General features: G+C 71.9%; 15 protein-coding genes. 4 read left to right on the top strand and 11 right to left on the bottom strand.

Features of this window, described 5'->3' with window-relative positions; translation table 11 throughout:
* Positions 1-60: 60 nt before the first annotated feature.
* The 3 genes from ACZ45T_RS24620 to rimP all read right to left on the bottom strand — a co-directional run bounded on the left by ACZ45T_RS24620 (position 61) and on the right by rimP (position 2,005).
* Positions 61-348: a YlxR family protein gene (locus tag ACZ45T_RS24620; RefSeq protein WP_468444730.1), complete on the bottom strand. Its 288-nt coding sequence runs from the start codon at positions 346-348 to the stop codon at positions 61-63.
* A 146-nt stretch (positions 349-494) separates the two neighbouring features.
* Positions 495-1,505, bottom strand: a complete 1,011-nt coding sequence (nusA, locus tag ACZ45T_RS24615; RefSeq protein ID WP_468444728.1) for a transcription termination factor NusA — start codon at positions 1,503-1,505, stop codon at positions 495-497.
* Positions 1,506-1,507: 2 nt separating this feature from the next.
* Complete coding sequence (rimP, locus tag ACZ45T_RS24610) at positions 1,508-2,005, bottom strand: ribosome maturation factor RimP (protein ID WP_360901887.1); 498 nt, start codon at positions 2,003-2,005, stop codon at positions 1,508-1,510.
* A 156-nt stretch (positions 2,006-2,161) separates the two neighbouring features.
* On the opposite strand from rimP, the gene ACZ45T_RS24605 reads away from it, so the two are divergent.
* Genes ACZ45T_RS24605 through ACZ45T_RS24590 form a run of 4 tightly spaced genes read left to right on the top strand, consistent with a single transcriptional unit; the run spans position 2,162 to position 5,032 of the window.
* Positions 2,162-2,710 carry a hypothetical protein gene (locus tag ACZ45T_RS24605; protein WP_468444725.1) on the top strand — a complete coding sequence of 183 codons (549 nt, stop codon included), beginning with the start codon at positions 2,162-2,164 and terminating at the stop codon, positions 2,708-2,710.
* Positions 2,707-3,147 (top strand): ferritin-like domain-containing protein, encoded by a 441-nt coding sequence (locus tag ACZ45T_RS24600; RefSeq protein WP_468444723.1) that lies wholly within the window; start codon positions 2,707-2,709, stop codon positions 3,145-3,147. Before ACZ45T_RS24605 ends, ACZ45T_RS24600 begins: the two co-directional genes overlap by 4 nt.
* Positions 3,148-3,181: 34 nt before the next feature.
* Positions 3,182-4,084 (top strand): aminoglycoside phosphotransferase family protein, encoded by a 903-nt coding sequence (locus ACZ45T_RS24595; RefSeq protein WP_468444721.1) that lies wholly within the window; start codon positions 3,182-3,184, stop codon positions 4,082-4,084.
* Between the two features lie 42 nt (positions 4,085-4,126).
* The gene (locus ACZ45T_RS24590) at positions 4,127-5,032 is read left to right on the top strand and encodes a slipin family protein (protein WP_468444720.1); all 906 of its coding nucleotides are present in this window, start codon (positions 4,127-4,129) and stop codon (positions 5,030-5,032) included.
* A gap of 185 nt (positions 5,033-5,217) precedes the next feature.
* On the opposite strand, the gene ACZ45T_RS24585 is transcribed toward ACZ45T_RS24590, so the two are convergent.
* The 8 genes from ACZ45T_RS24585 to ACZ45T_RS24550 all read right to left on the bottom strand — a co-directional run bounded on the left by ACZ45T_RS24585 (position 5,218) and on the right by ACZ45T_RS24550 (position 15,805).
* The gene (locus ACZ45T_RS24585) at positions 5,218-6,915 is read right to left on the bottom strand and encodes a proline--tRNA ligase (RefSeq protein ID WP_468444718.1); all 1,698 of its coding nucleotides are present in this window, start codon (positions 6,913-6,915) and stop codon (positions 5,218-5,220) included.
* Positions 6,916-6,968: 53 nt separating this feature from the next.
* Positions 6,969-7,511: a GNAT family N-acetyltransferase gene (locus ACZ45T_RS24580; RefSeq protein WP_468444716.1), complete on the bottom strand. Its 543-nt coding sequence runs from the start codon at positions 7,509-7,511 to the stop codon at positions 6,969-6,971.
* Between the two features lie 62 nt (positions 7,512-7,573).
* Complete coding sequence (locus tag ACZ45T_RS24575; RefSeq protein ID WP_468444714.1) at positions 7,574-8,419, bottom strand: GNAT family N-acetyltransferase; 846 nt, start codon at positions 8,417-8,419, stop codon at positions 7,574-7,576.
* A gap of 139 nt (positions 8,420-8,558) precedes the next feature.
* Complete coding sequence (ispG, locus tag ACZ45T_RS24570) at positions 8,559-9,716, bottom strand: flavodoxin-dependent (E)-4-hydroxy-3-methylbut-2-enyl-diphosphate synthase (RefSeq protein ID WP_327416719.1); 1,158 nt, start codon at positions 9,714-9,716, stop codon at positions 8,559-8,561.
* Positions 9,717-9,892: 176 nt separating this feature from the next.
* A complete protein-coding gene (locus ACZ45T_RS24565) occupies positions 9,893-11,194 on the bottom strand; it encodes a M50 family metallopeptidase (RefSeq protein WP_468444711.1) in 1,302 nt (433 codons plus the stop codon).
* A complete protein-coding gene (gene dxr / locus ACZ45T_RS24560; protein ID WP_468444709.1) occupies positions 11,191-12,444 on the bottom strand; it encodes a 1-deoxy-D-xylulose-5-phosphate reductoisomerase in 1,254 nt (417 codons plus the stop codon). Before dxr ends, ACZ45T_RS24565 begins: the two co-directional genes overlap by 4 nt.
* 21 nt (positions 12,445-12,465) lie before the next feature.
* The gene (locus ACZ45T_RS24555) at positions 12,466-13,770 is read right to left on the bottom strand and encodes a hypothetical protein (RefSeq protein WP_468444707.1); all 1,305 of its coding nucleotides are present in this window, start codon (positions 13,768-13,770) and stop codon (positions 12,466-12,468) included.
* Between the two features lie 91 nt (positions 13,771-13,861).
* Positions 13,862-15,805 (bottom strand): acyl-CoA dehydrogenase family protein, encoded by a 1,944-nt coding sequence (locus tag ACZ45T_RS24550; RefSeq protein WP_468444705.1) that lies wholly within the window; start codon positions 15,803-15,805, stop codon positions 13,862-13,864.
* Between the last annotated feature and the right edge of the window lie 43 nt (positions 15,806-15,848).

Genomic DNA, 15,848 nt, shown 5'->3' with positions numbered 1-15,848 from the left:
CGACCTACTTCCAACTCGCGAGGTACCTGACCGCACGGGGCATCCGTGCCGTTCTACGTCTTACGGTGTCGCCCCGGCCGCAGCGGCCAGGGCATTGCGCAGCTCCGTCGTATCGAGCGCTCCGGCGGACCGAAGGGCCCGGGGGAACGCGCGTCGGCGGACCGCCTGGTCGAGGCAGACCACGGCAGGGTGCACGTAGGCACCCCGGCCGGGCAGCGTACCGCGTGGATCGGGGACGCATTCGTCCTCGATCGCCACGATGCGCAGCAAATCGCTCTTGGCCGCTCGCTCCCGACACCCCACACAGGTGCGTTCGGGGCATGCGCGGGCTTGCGTCCGGCCAGACACGCCTAAGTCTACCTCCCCGCACCGACCTCTCTCCCGACAAGTGGCGGGAGAGAAATCGAACGGCTGTTGTGTTGTCTTGATCCACCACCGCCGGAGCGGTGGCCGTGCACCTGTCTACCGTCGGGGTAGCCCCGACCGGTACCGGTTTATTCCCCGTCCCGGTCCCGGTCCGCGTCCGGGGACGCCTCGGTGTCGGGACGGATGTCGATGCGCCAGCCGGTGAGGCGCGCGGCGAGGCGGGCGTTCTGGCCCTCCTTGCCGATGGCCAGCGACAGCTGGTAGTCGGGCACGGTCACCCGGGCGGAGCGGGAGTCCCAGTCGACGACGTCGACCTTGCTCACCCGGGCGGGTGACAGCGCGTTCGCGACCATCTCCGCCGGGTCGTCCGACCAGTCGACGATGTCGATCTTCTCGCCGTGCAGCTCGGCCATCACGTTGCGCACGCGGCTGCCCATCGGGCCGATGCAGGCGCCCTTCGGGTTCAGGCCGGAGCGCGTGGACCGTACGGCGATCTTGGTGCGGTGACCGGCCTCACGGGCGATCGCCGAGATCTCGACGCTGCCGTCGGCGATCTCCGGGACCTCCAGCGCGAAGAGCTTCTTCACCAGGTTGGGGTGCGTGCGCGACAGGGTCACGGACGGGCCGCGGACACCCTTCGCCACGCGCACGACGTACGCCTTCAGGCGCAGCCCGTGCGTGTACTCCTCACCGGGGACCTGCTCCTGCACCGGCAGGATGGCCTCCAGCTTGCCGATGTCGACGAGGACGTTCTTCGGGTCCTTGCCCTGCTGGACGACGCCGGTGATGACGTCGCCCTCACGGCCGGCGAACTCGCCGAAGGTCAGGTCGTCCTCGGCGTCGCGCAGACGCTGCAGGATCACCTGCTTGGCGGTCGTCGCGGCGATCCGGCCGAAGTCCGACGGGGTGTCGTCGAACTCCTTGGGCTCCTGCCCCTCTTCGAGGTCCCTCGGGTCTTCCGTCGCCCACACGACCACGTGACCGTTGGTGCGGTCCAGCACGACGCGAGCGCGGCGGAAGCTCCCCTCGGTCCGGTGGTACGCGATGAGGAGGGCCGACTCGATCGCCTCGACGAGCAGGTCGAAGGAGATCTCCTTCTCCCGGACCAGACCCCGCAGGGCACTCATGTCGATGTCCACGGCTACGCCTCCTCTTCCTTCTTGTCCTTGCGGTTGAACTCGATCTCGACACGCGCCTTGGCGATGTCGGTGAAAGCAATGCGGCGGGCGGTCGCCTTGCGGCCCTTCACGCCCGGAACTTCGAGGTCCAGGCCCTCGTCGTCGGCATCGAGGATGCGGGCGATGACTTCCCCGCCCTCTGCCAGCTGGAACTTCACGAGACGGCCGATGGCCCGTACGTAGTGACGGTGCTCGGTCAGCGGGCGGTCCGCGCCCGGCGAGCTCACTTCGAGGACATACTCGTCCTCACCCATCACGTCGGTTTCGTCGAGCTTGTCGGAGACCTCGCGACTCAGCTCCGCACACGCGTCCAGTTCCACGCCCTCGTCGGAGTCCACGATGATCCGCAGCATCCGGCGCTTGCCCGCCCGCGACATCTCGATCTCTTCGAGGTCCAGGCCCTTGGCGGCGACGAGAGGCTCCAGCAGTCCGCGCAGCCTGTCGCTCTGGGTCGTGCTCATCCGGGTGACTCCTCGGCCGCGTGTGCTGTTGTGATTTCCGTCGTGTGTCAGGTCAAAGGGTATCCGGTGTCGGAGGGTGTTGCCGTCCGCCCTGTGGACAGGGCCCCGGGTACCGTGATCACACCCTGCCCCGCCATCACCTTTGAGGACGTCGCCGTGCCCTGGACTCCGCCTTTGAGACCCTCGCGCAGGAGCCTGCTCGCCGGCGCCGCCGGTGCGGTCGGCGCCGCGCTGCTCACCGGGTGCTCCGACGAGCGCTCGGCCGCCGGCGATACCGCGATTCCACTCGAACGGCGGATGCGGGAGGCGGCCGTTCGTGACAGTGCGCGGCTGCTGGAACGTTACGACGCCACGGCCGCCGCCCATCCGGCCCTGGCCGCGCGGCTCGCGCCGCTGCGCACCGCCGTCGCGGCCCACACGGCCGCCCTGTCCCCCGCCCCGGGGGGCTCGGCGTCTCCCTCGCGCTCCCCCTCTCCGTCCGGCGGTACGGGGGCCGGCGCGCCCGCGGGCAGCGGCGAACCGGTGCCGCCGAAGGCCGCCGACGCCCTGACCGCCCTCGCGGACGCCGAGCGGAGCCTGTCCGAGGCCCGGACCATCGACCTGGCCGGGGCCCCGGGGGAGCTGGCCCGGATGCTGGCCTCGGTGGCCGCCTGCGGCGCCGTACACGCCTACCTGCTGACCTCGACCCCGGGAGCCGCTTCGTGAAGCCCGAACCCTCCTCCCCCGGCACGGCCCTGGAGGCCGCGCAGGCCGCGCTCGCCGCCGAGCACGCGGCCTCGTACGGCTACGGGGTGATCGGCGCCCGCACCACCGGCGCCCGTGCGACCGAGGCCCGGGAGGCGTACGGCGCCCACCTCGCGCGGCGTGACGCGATGACCCGGACCGTACGGGAGCTGGGCGGTGCCCCCCGGCCCTCGGAGGCGGCCTACGCCCTGCCGTTCGAGGTGCGCACCGCGGCCGACGCCGAGCGGCTGGCCGCCGAGATCGAGGACCGGGTGGCGGGCGCGTACTCGGACCTGGTGCGGTCGGCGGAGGGCCCGCTGCGCCGCGAGGCGGCCGACGCGCTGAGCGCCGCGGCCGTGCGCGCGGCACGCTGGCGCGGTGCAGGCGTAGCCTTCCCTGGGCTCTCGGAACGCGCGTAACGAGCCCTCACCAGCTGAAAGGGACCACGCACGCATGGCTTTCGAACCGCCGCAGCGGCTTGTACGGGCGCTCGGCGAGATGCCGGAAACGGCGCAGGACGCGGACTGGCTGGGGCAGTTGCCCCGACTCGTCGAGGCCGCGCTTTCCCGGCGTGGGGTACGGGCCCAGCGGGTGCAGGCCCCGGGCGGCCGCAGCAGTCTGGTGGTCCTCGTCACGTACGCCGACGGGACCCCGGCCGCGCTGAAGCTGGCGCCCCCGCACGCCCGGCCCGACCGGGAGCTGGCCGCGCTGGCGCACTGGGGCGGCTTTGGAGCCGTACGGGTCCTGGACACCCGGCATCACGAGGACGACGGGGCGCTGCTGCTGGAGCGGCTGCACCCGGAGGTGTCGCTGCGGTCTCTGCCGGAGGCGAAGGCGCTGCTGGAGGCCAGCGGGACGCTGCGCAGGCTGTGGGTGGCCCCGCCGGCCGGGCACGGGTGGGAGACGGTGGCGGAGCGCACCGCATTTCAGTCGGAGGCTCTGCGGGCGGCCCCGGCGGAGGTCCGGGCCCTGGCCGACACGGCCCTGGCGATGCGCGAGGAGCTGCTGACGGCCCCGCCGGAGGAACTGCTGCTGCACGGGAACTTCCGGCAGGGCAAGGTACTGGCGGGCGAGCGGGCGCCGTGGCTGACGGTGGGCCCGGACCCGCTGGTCGGCGAGCGGGCGTACGACCTGGCGCGGCTGGTCCGGGACCGGCTGGAGGACCAGGTGGCCTCCTCGGCGGGGGCGGGGGGCGCCCGGCGCCGGGTGAACAAGCTGGCCGACGCCCTGGAGGTGGACCGGGAGCGGCTGCGGGGCTGGACGCTGTTCCGGGCGGTGGAGTCGGGGAACCGGGCACTGGCCGCCGGGCGGCGCCGGGACGCGGAGCTGCTGCTGGAGTTCGCTGCCTGGTTGTAGGGCATACCGTAGGAAGAGAGGTATGTCCGGCAGGGGGCCGTCATGGTCGAAGAACTGCTGACAGCGGGAATCGCCGCGGGCGTGGGCATCGCGGTGTACGTGGGCGCCGCGGCCCGGGTGGTGAAGCAGTACGAGCGGGGCCTGGTCTTCCGCTTCGGCCGGCTGCGCCAGGAGATCCGCACGCCCGGCTTCACGGTGATCGTGCCCGGGGTGGACCGGCTGCGGAAAGTGAACATGCAGATCGTGACGCTGCCGGTGCCGGCCCAGGAGGGCATCACCCGGGACAACGTCACGGTGCGGGTGGACGCGGTCGTGTACTTCAAGGTCGTCGACCCCGCCAACGCGATCGTGGCGGTGGAGGACTACCGCTTCGCCGTCTCCCAGATGGCGCAGACCTCGCTCAGGTCGATCATAGGAAAGTCGGACCTGGACGATCTGCTGTCCAACCGGGAGATGCTCAACCAGGGCCTGGAGCTGATGATCGACAGCCCTGCGGTGGGCTGGGGCGTGCAGATCGACCGGGTCGAGATCAAGGACGTCTCCCTGCCGGAGACGATGAAGCGGTCGATGGCCCGGCAGGCGGAGGCGGACCGTGAGCGCCGGGCCCGCGTGATCAACGCGGACGCGGAGCTGCAGGCCTCGCACAAGCTGGCCGAGGCGGCGGCGGTGATGTCGGACCAGCCGGCGGCGCTCCAACTGCGCCTGCTGCAGACGGTGGTGGCGGTGGCCGCGGAGAAGAACTCCACGCTGGTGCTGCCGTTCCCGGTGGAGCTGCTGCGCTTCCTGGAACGCGCGGCCCCTTCGCCTGCGGCGACGCCCGAGCACGAGGCGGTCACGGGCCCGGGCCCCGACGCGCCCCCGCCTGTGGCCCCTCCCGAAGACCCGGCCGCGGTCGGCCCGGCTACCGAAGGCCCCGGGCCGGCCACGGTCGACGACGCGTCGGGGTAGCCGCTGCGCGGAGCCGTCCCGGGCGCTGCCCGGACTCGCGCCTCAAACGCCGGCGGGGCTGAAAATCCAGCCCGTCCGGCGTTTGAGGACCGGGGTCCGGGGCGGAGCCTGGGTCTTTCAGCCTCGCCGGCGTTTGAGGCGCGGGGGTTCGGGGGCAGGGCCCCCGGCAGTGGCGTCGGCGTCGGCTACGACGTCAGGCGGGACAGGGCCTCCGCCAGGGGGAGTTCCTCGCGGGTGCCCGACGCGCGGTCCTGGAGCTCGACCACGGACTCCGCGGAACGGCGGCCCGCCACCAGGATCCACGGCACGCCGATCAGCTCCGCGTCGGTGAGCTTCACACCGGGCGACAGACCGGGACGGTCGTCCAGCAGGACCCGCCGCCCTGCCGAGGCCAGCGCGGAGGCCGCCTGCTCGGCCAGCGCGAGCGGCACGGCCTTGCCCGCCGCCACTACGTGGACGTCGGCCGGAGCCACCTCCGCCGGCCAGCACAGCCCGCGCTCGTCCGCCGTCTGCTCGGCCAGCGCCGCCACCGCGCGGGAGACGCCGATGCCGTACGAGCCCATCGTTACCCGCACCGGCTTGCCCTCCTTGCCCAGCACGTCCAGTCCGAACGCGTCCGCGTACTTGCGGCCCAGCTGGAAGATGTGGCCGATCTCGATCGCCCGGTCCAGCCGCAGGCCCGCCCCGCAGGACGGGCAGGGGTCGCCCGGTTCCACGACCACCACGTCGAGGTACCGGTCCACCTCGAAGTCGCGCCCGCAGACCACGTTCCGGGCGTGCGTGTCCGCCTTGTTGGCCCCGGTCACCCATGAAGTGCCGGGCGCGACACGGGGGTCGGCCAGGTAGCGGACCTTGTCCAGCCCCTGCGGGCCGACGTAGCCGCGTACCAGGTCGGGCCGGTCCACGAAGTCCTCGGCCGTCACCAACTCCACCACCGCCGGGGCCAGGTGCTCGCCCAGCTTGCCGAGGTCCACCTCCCGGTCGCCGGGCACGCCCACGGCCACGATCTCGCTGTCCACCTTCACCAGGAGGTTCTTCAGCGTCGCCGAGGCGGGCACCCCCAGGTGCGCGGCCAGGGTCTCGATCGTCGGGGTGTCCGGGGTGTCCACCTCCTCCGGCGCGGGGTGCTCCCCCACCGCCGGGGTCAGGGCGAAGGTCACGGCTTCCGTGTTCGCCGCGTAGTCGCAGGACGGGCAGTCCACGAAGGTGTCCTCGCCGGCCTCGGCCGGGGCCAGGAACTCCTCGGACGCCGAGCCGCCCATCGCCCCCGACACCGCCGACACGATCCGGTGGTCCAGGCCGAGCCGGGTGAAGATGCGGACGTACGCCTCGCGGTGGAGCCGGTAGGACTCGGCCAGGCCCTCGTCGGACACGTCGAAGGAGTACGAGTCCTTCATCTGGAACTCGCGTCCGCGCAGCACGCCCGAGCGGGGCCGCGCCTCGTCCCGGTACTTGGTCTGGATCTGGTACAGCATGACCGGCAGGTCCTTGTACGAGGTGCACTGGTCCTTCACCACCAGGGTGAAGATCTCCTCGTGGGTCGGACCGAGCAGATAGTCCGCGCCCTTGCGGTCCTTGAGGCGGAAGAGCAGGTCCCCGTACTCCGACCAGCGTCCGCTGACCTCGTACGGCTCCTTCGGCAGCAGGGCCGGGAGCAGCACCTCCTGGGCCCCGATGCCGTCCATCTCCTCGCGGACGACGCGCGAGACGTTGTCCAGGACCCGCTTGCCGAGCGGCAGCCACGTCCATACCCCGGCCGAGCTGCGCCGGACGTAGCCGGCGCGGACCAGGAGCCGGTGGCTGAGGGTCTCGGCGTCGGCCGGGTCCTCGCGGAGGGTCTTGGCCATGAGGCGGGACATGCGCTGAACGTGATGAGTGGACATGGCGGGAGGCTACAGGGGCCGCTCACGGCCCCGGAAATCAATTCAAGGGCTGGTCAGGGCCTCTTCAGCGGCAGCTGGGCGCCCATGACGGCGTACGGGAGGCTCGCGCTCGGGAAGTGGACCTGGCGGGCGAGGTCGGTGTAGCCGAGGGCCCGGTAGAGCCCGCGGGCGGGGCTCTCGGTGTCGATGGCGGAGAGGATCGAGCGGGTCTCGTCGGCGCTGTCGGTGATGCGGGTGATCAGCTCGCGGCCGACGCCGTGCCCTTGGAAGCCGGGGTGGACGTGCAGCTCGGTGATCACGAAGGAGCCGTCGAGCCAGTCCTCGTGCCCGTCGGCCCGCAGGTAGGGCTCGACGATCGTGGACCACCAGTGCGTCCGGTCGTTCGGCATGCCGTAGACGAACCCGGTGAGCGCCCCGTCCTCGGTGAACGCCCCCAGCGCGCGGGCGCCGCGGCAGGTCATGTGGCGCTGGACGATGTAGCGCCGGATGCCGACCTCCTCCTCGCTGAGGCCGAAGGCGACGGCCTGTACGCGCAGGGCCTCGTCCACGCGGGCGGCGAGGTCGAGGGGGCCGATGCGGAGTCCGGAAGGGAGCATGCGGCGACCTTACTTCGCGGTACGTGCGCGCCGGAATGCCGCCGACGGGATCTTGTCCGGCTTCAGAAGAGCACGCTCATGAACGCGCCGACCTCGCGGAAGCCGACGCGTCGGTAGGACGCCCGCGCGGCCGCGTTGAAGTCGTTCACGTAGAGGCTGACCACGGGGGCCACGTCCCGCAGCGCGTAGGCGACGACAGCGGCCATCCCGGCCTCGGAGTGCCCGCGGCCGCGGAACTCGGGGGCTACCCACACGCCCTGGATCTGGCAGGCACGGGCGGTGGCGGCGCCGATCTCCGCCTTGAAGACGACCGTGCCGTCCTCGACGCGGGCGAAGGAGCGGCCGCTGGCGACGAGCTCGGCGACGCGGGCCTGGTAGAGCAGCCCGCCGTCACCGGCCATCGGGGAGATGCCGACCTCCTCGGTGAACATGGCCACGCAGGCGGGCATGATCAGGTCCATCTCGTCCTTGCGGATCCGGCGGACCAGGGGGTCGGCCGCGACCGTGGTGGACGGACCCTCCATGATCATGAGCGGCTGGTGGGAGCGGACGTCGCGGGCCGGTCCCCAGCTGGGCTCCAGGAGCTGCCACAGCAGCCGGGTGGGCTCGGCGGGGCCGACGATGGAAGAGCAGCGGCGGCCGGTGCGGCGGGCGCGGTCGGCGAAGGCGCGTACGGCGTCCGGCTCGGCGCAGACGGGGACCAGGTTCGCGCCCGCGTAGCAGAGCGAGCGGAGCTCGCCGTGGGCGTACCAGCCCCACATCTCGCCGCCCAGGCGCCAGGGGTCGAGTCCGGCGACCTGGACCCGGGAGGTGACGAAGGCGTTCTCGACCGGCTCGCGTCCGAGGATTTCGAGCGCGGCGTCGAGATCACTGGGCTCAAGGACCCGGGTGGTGGTCTGCGTCAACACTGGGGCCTCACCATGCAAGTCTGCTGATCTCCGCACTGTACCCGGCGACGCCTGAGGATGCCGCGTCCGCAGGCCACGAAAAAGCCCCGGCCCCGCCCGCGAGCTGCGGGAACGGGGCCGGGGCGGCACCTCTCGGTGCTCAGACTCCGATGGCGACGGTGGGCTCGCCGCTCATCACGCCGTCCTTCTCCATCTGCTCGGCGATCTTCATCGCCTCTTCGATGAGGGTCTCCACGATCTTCGACTCGGGGACGGTCTTGATGACCTCGCCCTTCACGAAGATCTGGCCCTTGCCGTTGCCGGAGGCGACGCCGAGGTCGGCCTCGCGGGCCTCGCCCGGGCCGTTGACGACGCAGCCCATGACCGCGACGCGCAGCGGGACCTCCATGCCCTCCAGGCCCGCCGTGACCTCCTCGGCCAGCTTGTAGACGTCGACCTGGGCCCGCCCGCAGGACGGGCAGGAGACGATCTCCAGGCGGCGCGGCTTGAGGTTCAGCGACTCCAGGATCTGGATGCCGACCTTGATCTCCTCGACCGGCGGGGCCGAGAGGGAGACGCGGATGGTGTCGCCGATGCCCTCGGACAGCAGTGCGCCGAAGGCGACGGCGGACTTGATGGTGCCCTGGAAGGCGGGACCGGCCTCGGTGACGCCCAGGTGCAGCGGGTAGTCGCAGGCGGCGGCCAGCTGGCGGTAGGCGTTGACCATGACGACCGGGTCGTTGTGCTTGACCGAGATCTTGATGTCGCTGAAGCCGTGCTCCTCGAAGAGGGAGGCCTCCCACAGCGCGGACTCGACCAGCGCCTCGGGGGTGGCCTTGCCGTACTTCTTCAGCAGCCGGGCGTCGAGCGAGCCCGCGTTGACGCCGATCCGGATCGGGGTGCCCGCGTCCTTGGCGGCCCGCGCGATCTCCTTGACCTTGTCGTCGAACTGCTTGATGTTGCCCGGGTTCACGCGGACGGCGGCGCAGCCGGCGTCGATCGCGGCGAACACGTACTTGGGCTGGAAGTGGATGTCGGCGATGACCGGGATCTGCGACTTCTTCGCGATCACGGCGAGCGCATCGGCGTCGTCCTGCGTCGGGCAGGCCACGCGGACGATGTTGCAGCCGGAGGCGGTCAGCTCGGCGATCTGCTGGAGCGTGGCGCCGATGTCGGAGGTACGGGTGGTGGTCATCGACTGCACCGACACGGGTGCGTCGCCACCGACGGCCACGGAACCGACCTGGATCTTGCGGCTGACCCTGCGGTCGGCAAGCTTCGTCGGCACGGCCGGCATTCCGAGAGAGATGGCAGTCATCTGCTGTGCAACCCCAAGGTGTGGATCAAGGTCCCGAATTCGGCGGGCTCCAGCCTTCGAGATTACGCCAACCACGGCGGGCCCCGTGCATCCGAGGGGGTCCGCCACCCGAATGCGGGGAGCCGGGCACGATGCGTGCCCGGCTCCCGTGGACCTGAAGTACCGCTGCCCGACGGCTAGGTGATCTTGATCGGGTTCACCACGTCGGCCACCATCACCAGCAGGGTGAAGCAGATGAACAGGCCTGCGACCACGTACGCGACCGGCATCAGCTTCGCCACGTCGAACGGGCCCGGGTCCGGGCGCCGGAAGACCCGCGCCACATTGCGCCGGACCGACTCCCACAGGGCGCCGGCGATGTGCCCGCCGTCGAGCGGGAGCAGCGGCAGCATGTTGAACAGGAACAGCGAGAGGTTGAAGCCGGCCAGCAGGTTGAGGAAGAAGACCAGCTGGTGCTGGGCGGGGATGTCGAGGGTGAAGATCTCACCGCTGACCCGCGCCGCGCCGACGACGCCCATCGGGCTGTCCTGCTTGCGCTCGGCCCCGTTGAAGGCGGCGTTCCACAGCTCCGGGACCTTTGACGGCAGGGCGATCAGCGACTGGACGCCGGCCTCCATCATCTCGCCCATGCGCTCGACGGACTGGCCGAAGGACTGGGGGACGTAGCCGGTGGCGGGGGCGAAGCCCAGGAAGCCCGCGGTGACGTACTGGTCCTTGACGTACTTGCCGCTGCCGTCGGTCTTGGCGACCTTGTTCTCGATCAGGTTCGCCGTGAGGTCCACGCGCTCGCCGGCCCGCTCAACCGTGATCTTGGCGGGCCCGACGGTGGCGCGGATGTCCTTCTGCAGGGCGGACCAGTCGTCGACGGGGCGGCCGTTGAAGGAGACGATCTTGTCGCCCGCCTTCAGGCCAGCCGCCTTGGCGGGGGCGGCCGGGTCCCCGGGGGCGCACTTGTCGCGCTTCTCGCTCTGCTGGATGACACAGTCCGAGACGGTGGCGACCGAGGTGGTCTGGGTGTTCAGCCCGAAGGTCATCAGGGTGGTGAGGAAGATCGCCACGGCCAGGACCAGGTTCATGAACGGGCCGGCGAACATCACGATCACGCGCTTCCACGGCTTGCGCGTGTAGAAGAGCCGGCTCTCGTCCCCGGGCTGGAGCTCCTCGTACGCCGCCGAGCGCGCGTCCTCGATCATCGACCGGAAGGGCGAGGTGGAGCGGGCGGTGACCTTGCCGTCCTCGCCGGGCGGGAACATCCCGATCATGCGGATGTAGCCGCCCATCGGGATGGCCTTGATCCCGTACTCGGTGTCGCCCTTCTTCCGCGACCAGATGGTCGGCCCGAAGCCGACCATGTACTGCGGCACGCGAATGCCGAACAGCTTGGCCGTGGAGAGGTGCCCCAGCTCGTGCCAGGCGATGGAGACCAGCAGGCCGACCGCGAAGATCACGATCCCGAGCACCGTCATCAGAAGTGTCATGCGCGCGCCTCCACGGCGGCCCGAGCCGCCATCTCCCGCGCCCGGGCCCTGGCCCAGGCCTCCGCTTCAAGGACGTCCTGGACGGTCAGGGAAGTTCCCGACTCCGGCGTCCCGTGCTCATCGACCACGGCAGAGACCGTATCCATGATTGCTGTGAACGGCAGCCGACCGGCCAGGAACGCCTCTACGCACTCCTCGTTGGCCGCGTTGAACACGGCCGGGGCGGTGCCGCCGAGGGTGCCGACGTGCCGGGCCAGGCCCACTGCGGGGAAGGCCTCCGTGTCCAGCGGGAAGAACTCCCACGTGGAGGCCTTGGTCCAGTCGAACGCGGGGGCCGCGTCCGGGATCCGCTCGGGCCAGCCGAGGCCGATCGCGATGGGGCCGCGCATGTCCGGCGGGGTGGCCTGGGCGAGCGTCGAGCCGTCCGTGAACTCCACCATCGAGTGCACGTACGACTGCGGGTGGACCACGACCTCGATGCGGTCGAAGGGGATGTCGTAGAGCAGGTGCGCCTCGATGACCTCCAGCCCCTTGTTGACCAGGGTCGCGCTGTTCACGGTGATGACCGGGCCCATGGCCCAGGTGGGGTGCGCGAGCGCGTCCTTCACGGTGACGGCCGCCAGCTCGGCGCGGGTGCGGCCGCGGAAGGGCCCGCCGGAGGCGGTGACCACGAGCTTGCGCACGTCGGCGCGGGTTCCGGCCGCGAGCGCCTGGAAGAGCGCCGCGTGCTCGGAGTCCACCGGGATGATCTGGCCGGGCCGCGCGAGGTCCTTCACCAGGGGGCCGCCGACGATCAGCGACTCCTTGTTCGCGAGGGCCAGGGTGCGGCCCGCCCGCAGCGCGGCGAGGGTCGGCGCGAGGCCGATGGAGCCGGTGATGCCGTTGAGGACGGTGTGGCACGGGGAGGCGGCGAGCTCGGTCGCCGCGTCGGGCCCGGCCAGGATCTCGGGCAGCGGCTCCGACGGACCGTACTGGGCGCTCAGCGCCTCTTTCAGGGCCGGTACGACGTCCTCGCGGGCGACGGCCACCTTCTCGACCCGCAGCTGCCGGGCCTGCTCGGCCAGCAGCCCGACGCGCCCGCCGGCGGCGGACAGCGCGGTGACCCGGAACCGGTCCGGGTTGCGCAGGGCGAGATCGATGGCCTGGGTGCCGATGGATCCCGTGGACCCCAGGATGACGATGTCCCGGCGGCCGGCCGCGGGGTCGAAGAGGAGGTGCGGATCGGCGAGGGGGGCTGGACGGTCGCTCATGACCCCCATTGTTGCCGGAAGTCAGGTCGGCTTGGACACCGAGTCCCCGTCCGTGACCCGCAGGAGCAGATGCGGGAGCGTTCCGGCGAAGTCCGGGAGCGTGGAGGCCACGCGCCACCAGGCGTCCGGATCGGCGCCGAGGGCCAGGGCGAACAGCCGGTCGGCCTCGGCCCGCGCGGCGAGCACCGGCGCGATCCAGTCGTGGCGGTCGGGGTGGTTCACGTCGCCCAGCCAGTGGTCCTCGTCCAGCGCCCAGCAGGCGGGCGCCTTGTGCCGGATCACGTCCTCACCGGTGAGCAGCCCGCGGGCCAGGCAGTCCCGCACCCACCGGATGTCCTCCTGGACGGACTCCATGGGCACCGCGAGGCTCGCCAGGGCCAGCTCGCGGTCCACTCCCCCGACGGGCTCCGCGGCCTTCGGGGCCAGGGAGCGCACCGTCTCGGCGAGCCCGGGGACGTGGGGTGCGTCGGCGGGCTCGGGCAGGGTGCCCCGCACGATCCGGGCCACGAGCACGGGCAGGGTGCCGCGGAAGGCGGGGGCGTGGCGGAGCAGCTCCGCCCAGAGCCGGGGATCGTCCCGCAGGGGGCGCAGCGCCCGGACGACGGCCGTCCGCATCCCCGTGCGTTCTGGCAGGGACCAGCGCAGGCCCCTGGCCTCGGGGAGGTCGGCGAGCAGCAGGGTGCGGTGCGCGGGGGCGACGTGGGCGACGAGCTCGTCGCAGGTGAGCAGCCCCATCCGGACGGCCCGTACGGCGGGCCGGTACCACCGGTACCCGGACGCGTCCTGTGGGCCGGCGTCGAGCAGGGCCCGGCAGACCTCGTGGGGCAGTTCGCCGACCAGCAGCAGGGCCTCGACCACGCTGGGCGGCAGCGGGTCCCGGGCGTGCTCGTGCAGCAGCGTCCCGGTGTCGAGGGGGGCGTGCGGCATCCGCAGCAGGGTGAGGGGGATCCGGGGCCGGCGGCCGTGCCGGCGCAGCAGCGCGATCAGCTCGTCGGTGGTGAACGGCCCGGGGCCGACCTCCCGCAGCAGTTCGGGCGACGGCCCGGGGCGGGCCGCGTACCGCGCGGGGCCGGGCAGGCCGGGCAGCGGCCGTCCGACGACGCGGGGGTTGCGGGCGATGAAGTGCCGGTCCGCCTCGCCGCCGTGGCGCAGCAGGAGGGTGACGGTCGAGGCGGAGAGCCACTCGTCCCGGCAGAGGTACTTGCGGGTGGGCCAGTCGAGCCGGCCGATCAGGTCGGTCACGACGTGGTCCGGTGCGTGGCGCAGCAGGTGCGCCACGCACCAGGCCAGCCGTCGGCTGGTGCGGTCTTCCTCGGCCGTCGACATCGTTCTCGTCCGCCTCGTGCTGTGCTCGTACGGGTACCGGTACCCGTACTCATCCTCGTACGCCTGTCCGACGTCCGGCGATGATCGCAGGTCAGCGGATGGGGCGGTGGACGTTTTTCTCGGTGGAGGGTCCGGGGGATGCGTCCGCGATCCAGGGGCCGTCTCCGGAGGGGTCCAGGACCCCGTCCTCCAGCCAGGTGTAGGTGCCGGAGAGGACGCCCGCGACGACCTTGCGGTCGAGGTCGTCGGTATTGGACCAGAGCCGGCCGAAGAGCTCCTCGACGCGGAGCCGGGACTGCTCGCAGAAGGCGTCGGCCAGCTGGTACGCCTCGCGTCCGTGCTCGCCGGCGGCGCGCAGGTGCTCGGCGCGGACGCAGGCCGCGCTCATCGCGAACAGCTCGGCGCCGATGTCGACGATCCGGCCGAGGAAGCCCTGCTTGGTCTCCATGCGGCCCTGCCAGCGGGACATGGCATAGAAGGTGGAGCGGGCGAGTTTGCGGGCGCTGCGCTCGACATAGCGCAGGTGGGTGGCGAGGTCGGGGTGGCCGCTGGGATGGAAGGCCCGGTAGGTGCCGGGGACCTGGCCGGGGCCGGTGGCCAGCTTCGGCAGCCAGCGGGCGTAGAACCCGGCGGCGCGGGCGCCCGCCCTGGCCTTGTCGCCGAGCGCCTTCTCCGGGTCGATGAGGTCGCCCGCCACCGAGAGGTGGGCGTCGACGGCCTCGCGGGCGATCAGCAGGTGCATGATCTCCGTCGAGCCCTCGAAGATCCGGTTGATGCGCAGGTCGCGGAGCATCTGCTCGGCGGGGACGGCGCGTTCGCCGCGGGCGGCGAGGGACTCGGCGGTCTCGAAGCCGCGGCCGCCTCGGATCTGGACCAGCTCGTCGGCCATCAGGCAGGCCATCTCGGAGCCGTAGAGCTTGGCGAGGGCGGCCTCGATGCGGATGTCGTTGCGGTCCTCGTCGGCCATCTGGGAGGCGAGGTCGACCACCGCTTCGAGCGCGAAGGTGGTGGCGGCGATGAAGGAGATCTTGGCGCCGACCGCCTCGTGCCTGGCGACCGGCCGCCCCCACTGCTCGCGTACGCCGGACCACTCGCGGGCGATCTTCAGGCACCATTTCCCGGCGCCGACGCACATGGCGGGCAGCGACAGCCGGCCGGTGTTGAGGGTGGTCAGCGCGATCTTGAGCCCGGCTCCCTCGGCGCCGATGCGCTGGGCGGCCGGGACCCGTACCCGGTGGAAGCGGGTGACGCCGTTCTCCAGGCCGCGCAGGCCCATGAAGGCGTTGCGGTGCTCGACGGTGATCCCCGGCGAGTCGGCCTCGACGACGAAGGCGGTGATCCCGCCGCGGTGGTTCTCGCTCTTGGGCACGCGGGCCATCACGACGAGCAGGTCCGCGACCACTCCGTTGGTGGTCCACAGCTTCACGCCGTCGAGGACGTACGCGTCCTCCCCGTCCGGGACCGCCGTGGTGGCCAGCCGCGCCGGGTCCGAGCCCACGTCGGGCTCGGTGAGCAGGAAGGCGCTGATGGCGGTGGTGGCGCAGCGCGGCAGGTAGGCGTCCTTCTGCTCCTGCGTGCCGAACATCTTCAGCGGCTGGGGGACGCCGATCGACTGGTGGGCCGAGAGCAGGGCGCCGATGGCCGGGCTCACCGAGCCGACCAGTGCGAGCGCCTTGTTGTAGTAGACCTGGGTGAGGCCGAGGCCCCCGTACTTGGGGTCGATCTTCATCCCGAGGGCGCCGAGCTCTTTCAGCCCGCGCACGGTCTCGTCGGGGATCTTCGCCTCGCGCTCGATGCGGGCGCCGTCGATGGAGCTCTCGCAGAACTCCCGCAGCCGGGCCAGGAAGGCCTCGCCGCGCCGCACGTCCTCGTCGGCGGGGAGCGGGTGGGGGTGGATCAGGTCGAGCCGGAACCGTCCGAGGAAGAGCTCCTTGGCGAAGCTCGGTTTGCGCCAGTCCTGTTCCCTGGCCGCTTCCGCGACCTGCCGTGCCTCGCGCTCGGTCACCTTGGGCTGTGCGGGCTGTGTTGCGGACATGAGGGGACTCACCTCGCCGCCGGAGTCGGGTACACCGGATTAC

Source organism: Streptomyces sp. NPDC030995 (genome assembly GCF_055571215.1).
Note: the sequence above shows the minus strand (reverse complement) of the source record. Positions and strands in the feature narration are given on the sequence as shown.